The following is a 4,982-nucleotide window of genomic DNA, read 5'->3' as shown; positions in this document are numbered from 1 at the left end:
AAATCAGCCCCGTCGACTTCGAACTGCAATACTCGTTAAAGACCGCGGAAGTTCAACTCGCCGCTTAACCCGTGTCCACTAACCGGGGGCAAGGCCAACGGTGATCTTCGTGATCAACCGGGAATGGTCCCCCGAGGCAAACGCGAGAGCGACGTACGATGCGACCCGCATGTACTGGCGCGTGGGCGCGGACACTCGGCAACGGGCGGTCTACGCGCTCGGTGTCGCAGGCGGTGTTGTCCGAGGCGCATATCGAATCCAATCCTGGCATTCCGGTGACGAAGAAGGGCGGTGGGGCTTCGATGGAGTGCCTGCGCCAGAACTCGGCGCCGTAGAGACGAGCGTCGAACGGCTTGCACCGCCCAGGGGCGCAGCGAACCCTGTGCGTCGTTACCTCGACGGCATCCCACCGAGCGATGAGAAGCCGGTGCAGACGATCGCCCGGGAACTGAACGTGGAGCCGCTCGCGCGGATCATGTACGGCCAACGCGAGTTGTTCCACAGCAACTTCCTCGCGTGGTTCTTCGACGCTCTACCAAAGCTGGCCGATGCTGTGTTCCGCGATCTCACGAACGACGACGCCACAAGCCTAACCACAGTGCGGCGCGTCGAACGAGAACGAGAGAACCTCGACCTCGTGCTCCATTGGCCGGACGCGGCGCCGTTGGTCATCGAGAACAAGGTGTTCTCGCTTCCCGAGCGAGTCCAGCTCGACGAATATCGCGGCAAGACTGCGCGGTGGAAGGGTTCGCCCGCGCAGCACATCCTGCTGAGCATGTCCCCACCGCATGAGCCAGTCGAGGGCTGGACCTACCTGAGCTATCAGGAACTCGCTGAACGCATCGATCTCGCCCTCCCTGACAATGACGACAGCAGCTACGAGGTCGAAACGGTCAGACGGTACTCGCGAGTCGTGAGGCTCCTGAGCGCACTACTCGACACCACTGTCGTGCACTCCATGGAGGAGTCTGCGTGGCTGGACAGTTCGCAACTCGCAGAGATTGACTCGACTCAAACCCGTACCGCGCTCCGAAAGCTCCGCGCGCGGCGGGTGCAGGCTGTGGTCGCGGCGGAAGGCCCGGCGGTGGGATGGACGGAGGCCGCCATCAGCCACGGCCAGCCTCTAGTCGGCTGGCGACGTCAAGTTCGGGTTGGTGGCGTCGAAATCCAAGCGGGGTGGCAGTACCAGGAAGGACAGTTTCGGTTGTGTGTCGTGTTGCCACACCTCGAGGGTCGCTCCGGAGAGGACAGAGACGCCCGCGAGGAATTCGCCACATTGCACCCGGAGCTGTTCGATTTCGCGCCGCTCTGCGAGGTCCTCGCATCGCCGGATGGGCAAGTCATGCCGCGCGACGGCTTCGGGCACTTCGCTCCGTCGTTCGTGTACCGCTACGTGAAAGCGCCGGACCAGACCGTCGAGCAGCTCGTCGCGGCGACCCACGCGATCAATGCCGCGCTTGAGGCGTGACCAGCTGCTCGCCAATTCTGTCGGAAAGCCGGACGCTTAACGCGACCTTCTGCCGTGTCTTTGTGGGACGTGGCCTGGGACACCTGACCATGCGATCGCGAGTACGGGGGGCGTCCCGAAGGAGGAACGTTCAGTGGGACGGCTACCCAGGCTGGCATCATGCGCAATGCAGAAGTTCGCGACGCATATAGCGCTTGCACCCTGAACATACAGTTCTTCGACGACGACCCCGACGCCATGGTCGTCGTGCAACAGGAGTGCCTGATCGATAGTCTGGCGACATGCCCAACAAGACACGCGGCGCCACGCGCTCACCTGTAGTCGCAGCTTGCGTCGTCCTTCTGGGCTTGCTAGTGCTTTGGATGGCGCAGCCGGTCCTGCCCGGTTGGGCCTGTTCGGCCAGTCTTCCAGCGGTGTGCCCACCACAGTTGTTACCTTTTCGTGCGTCGCTGATTAGCGCAAGTATCTTCTTCACGCTGCTCGCGACTGTCATCGTCGGGCTGCTGCTTCGGCCCAGAGCAAACCGGTGGCTGGGCGGTATGTCCCGAAGTACCGTCTTCGCCGTGCCGGTAATCCTGGCCCTGACAGTCGTCGCGCACTTTCTGATCCCGCAGCCCTGATTCGAGCCTGCTTGGCTCGGATTGCCGACGCGGCCTTTCGAAACGTCGTGCCCGTAAGCCGAACGCTGAATGGGACAGCTACAGCGTTCCGGTAGCGGATCCACAACGCTTCGGCTGAGCCGCAGCGAGTGAGTTGCTAGCGTGGGCATTATGACGCGCGTGTGGCTGACGAAATGGGAATGGGAATGCTGCGGCGATGCTTTTGCCATCGGCGATGAGTTCGACTTCGGTATCGAGACGCGAACGCCGCATGCTGCTCTCGCTGACATGCTCGGACCGGAACTCATCGCCACGGTGGACGCGATGGAGTCGCACCATGAGGAAGAGTTCACCGATCGTGTGCGCGGCAGGGTCATCGCGGTGCACGCGGTCTCGCAAGACGTTATCGAGCGTCGGTCGCAGCGTCGGCCCGGCCACGGCGCACCGCCGGAAGCGATCATGCCGGCGGACGGCGACGTGTGGCCGATGGTTGGCCGAGACCTCGGCAATGGTGCGTTCCTGAGAACTCCGCCCTCTCGACACATGATCGAGATCGTGCCAGTTGCGAATACAGCGATGTTGGCCCCGGCTCAGGGCGTTCGGCTGCGCACCGATGAAGACGCCGAACCGCTCCCTAACGTCGGAGAGTTCGCTGCTCCACCGCCCGAGCAGCGCCGACGCTCAGTGAAGGGCTGGCTCGTCGACGTCCAGGAGCACACATAAAGTGTCTGCTCACGGAACCCTGTAATAGGCACCTCGTGTCACCTGTGTCGGAAATTACGCGTGGAATAGCGACATGGCATAGCTTCTGTACGGATAGGTTGCGTCGGCCGGTTTCCCGGTCGGCGGCAGCAGCGGTGGCATTCTCGCCTGTGCGAGAAGTTCGTTATTTCCCATCAGGGAAATCAACTGGCCGAGTGATCGTTTCCAGTCCGTCCGGACATGTCTGTAGTGACGCACCCTTCCGAATTGGAGCAACACATGAACCCAACAGACCCACTCGACAAGATGCTCAGCCAATCATCACCGAGGACGGTGCCGATCACGCCCGGTGTGCAGCGCGATCTTGAGGTGATGAACCGGGCAGCAGCACGCGAAGTCGCAACCGGGACTCCGTCTCGCTGGACGGCTCGTCTGGTTGTCGGATTCGGCCTCGCTCTGGCGCTGACAGGTACTGCCGGCGCTGCCACAGCCACCGGCGTCTTCGCGTGGCTGCCCTGGGCTGAGAATCCTGACATGGCCCACGCATTCGTGCTTCCCAGCGGCCGAGCGTGTGAGGGACGCATCGCCCTCCAGCACGAGGCCGCGTCGGGAGACTGGGACGCGTTCGTTGAATCGATGGGCGCTCTTCAGGTCGATCCCACCGATATCGAACAGATCGCAACGGACATCCGCACTGAGCACTCCGTGGTCGTGGTCACCGATGACGGAACCATCGAAGACCGGCCTCCCGGATCGGTACCCGAGACGGATGACGGCACCTACGCGGCAGCCAACATGGTCGCTGTGAAAATGGCGATCACACGATTGTCAGCGACGACAGGCGTGGTCGTCTCTGACCTGCAGGTCCAGTGCGGGGTCGTCGCGCAGTGAACGCCCGGCAGAAGGCCAAACGGCTGACGGAAATCCTCGACCAGTGCGCTGGGGACGTGCTGCGTTACCTGCAACGCCGAGTGGGGCCCGACGACGCCGCCGATCTCCTCGGCGACACCATGATGGTCGCCTGGCGCCGAGTAAGCGATCTTCCTGACGACGCTGAAGAGGCCCGGATGTGGATCTTCGGTCTCGCCCGAGGATCCCTCCTGAACCATTCCCGCGGTGAACGACGTCGCCTCGCACTGTCCGAGAAGATTCGAACTCACGTCATCTCGGCCCGGACCGCGCCGGCAGCCGACGAGGGCAGCGAGGTGCGGGACGCGCTCTCCCACCTCAACCCCGAGCTCCGGGAAATCGTTCAGCTCGTCCATTGGGACGGCTTCACCCTCGCTCAGGCCGCGCAGGTCGTCGGGATTCCCGCACCGACGGCCCGCGGTCGGTACGCACGTGCCAAGGATGGACTGCGGGTCGCACTCGGCGTGACCGTGTGAACTGCTCACAGGACGACCTGCGGTACGGCTAGTGGAATGGACGGAGGGCTGCGGTCCGCAAGGGGAAGGCGGATTCAACCGGTCGTCGCAACACTCCCATTTGTGAGGTGTTGTACGTGTGGTCGAAGTATGAGTTGGTGGAGAAGCAGGCGCGGTTTTGGGTGTTGATGAGTCAAGGTTCGACGCTGACTGCAGCGTGCGTTGCTGTCGGGGTGAATCGACGAACTGGACGGCGTTGGCGTCAAGCAACGGGCGGGCGGTTCCCTCTTCCTGAGGCAGAGAGTCGGGGCGGTACTTGTCCTTGGAGGAACGACTGCAGATCGCGGACTTGCACCGGGGTGGCACCGGTGTGCGGGCGATCGCTGCCCTGGTGGACCGGTCTGCAGCCACGATCAGTCGAGAGACGAAGTACGCCCCGTATGCGGCGCAGAAGCAGGCCGAGCTTCGCGGACGTCGTCCCAAGGCTAGGNATCAGTGACCATCTGGCTGCGGTGTTTCCCGATCGGCAGGAAATGCGAGTCAGCCCGGAAGCGATCTACCAGGCGCTTTATGGGGGCGGGCGGGGTGACTTGCGCGGTGATCTGCATCAGCATTTACGCACCGGCCGCGCCATCCGGCGTCCCAGACGGCCTGCTGCGAAGAACTCCGGCAAGATCCCGGACATGACCATGATCAGCGAGCGACCGGCGGAGGTTGAGGACCGCGCCGTGCCTGGGCACTGGGAATCTCAATGAAGCTTCTATATCTCGTCAACCCTCAATTTTGTGGCTGACGCGGTGTTGAGGTGCCGGTAGATGCTTCTGGCCAGGTAGCGTTTGAGGATGCGGC

6 protein-coding genes are annotated in these 4,982 nt (G+C 63.0%); all 6 read left to right on the top strand.

Annotated elements, in window-relative coordinates; all coding sequences use genetic code 11:
- The first annotated feature begins 100 nt into the window (after positions 1–100).
- The 6 genes from E3T38_RS06920 to E3T38_RS17440 all read left to right on the top strand — a co-directional run bounded on the left by E3T38_RS06920 (position 101) and on the right by E3T38_RS17440 (position 4,632).
- On the top strand, positions 101–1,468 hold the full coding sequence (locus tag E3T38_RS06920) for a PD-(D/E)XK nuclease family protein (RefSeq protein ID WP_134547391.1): 1,368 nt from the start codon (positions 101–103) through the stop codon (positions 1,466–1,468).
- 281 nt (positions 1,469–1,749) lie between these two features.
- A complete protein-coding gene (locus E3T38_RS06915) occupies positions 1,750–2,088 on the top strand; it encodes a hypothetical protein (protein ID WP_134547389.1) in 339 nt (112 codons plus the stop codon).
- 150 nt (positions 2,089–2,238) lie between these two features.
- The gene (locus tag E3T38_RS06910; RefSeq protein WP_134547387.1) at positions 2,239–2,790 is read left to right on the top strand and encodes a DUF6578 domain-containing protein; all 552 of its coding nucleotides are present in this window, start codon (positions 2,239–2,241) and stop codon (positions 2,788–2,790) included.
- A 258-nt stretch (positions 2,791–3,048) separates the two neighbouring features.
- A complete protein-coding gene (locus E3T38_RS06905; protein ID WP_134547385.1) occupies positions 3,049–3,660 on the top strand; it encodes a hypothetical protein in 612 nt (203 codons plus the stop codon).
- Positions 3,657–4,154, top strand: a complete 498-nt coding sequence (locus tag E3T38_RS06900; RefSeq protein ID WP_134547383.1) for an RNA polymerase sigma factor — start codon at positions 3,657–3,659, stop codon at positions 4,152–4,154. Before E3T38_RS06905 ends, E3T38_RS06900 begins: the two co-directional genes overlap by 4 nt.
- Positions 4,155–4,449: 295 nt before the next feature.
- Positions 4,450–4,632 carry a helix-turn-helix domain-containing protein gene (locus E3T38_RS17440; RefSeq protein WP_134547381.1) on the top strand — a complete coding sequence of 61 codons (183 nt, stop codon included), beginning with the start codon at positions 4,450–4,452 and terminating at the stop codon, positions 4,630–4,632.
- The last annotated feature ends 350 nt before the right edge of the window (positions 4,633–4,982 follow it).

The sequence above is a fragment of the Cryobacterium sp. Hb1 genome, from assembly GCF_004403585.1.
Taxonomy (GTDB): Bacteria; Actinomycetota; Actinomycetes; order Actinomycetales; family Microbacteriaceae; genus Cryobacterium; species Cryobacterium lyxosi.
Note: the sequence above shows the minus strand (reverse complement) of the source record. Positions and strands in the feature narration are given on the sequence as shown.

Bases quoted from the DNA above. Each gene is read 5' to 3' on its own strand.
- E3T38_RS06915 (WP_134547389.1), top strand. From the start codon at position 1,750: ATGCCCAACAAGACACGCGGCGCCACGCGCTCACCTGTAGTCGCAGCT.
- E3T38_RS06910 (WP_134547387.1), top strand. From the start codon at position 2,239: ATGACGCGCGTGTGGCTGACGAAATGGGAATGGGAATGCTGCGGCGAT.
- E3T38_RS06905 (WP_134547385.1), top strand. From the start codon at position 3,049: ATGAACCCAACAGACCCACTCGACAAGATGCTCAGCCAATCATCACCG.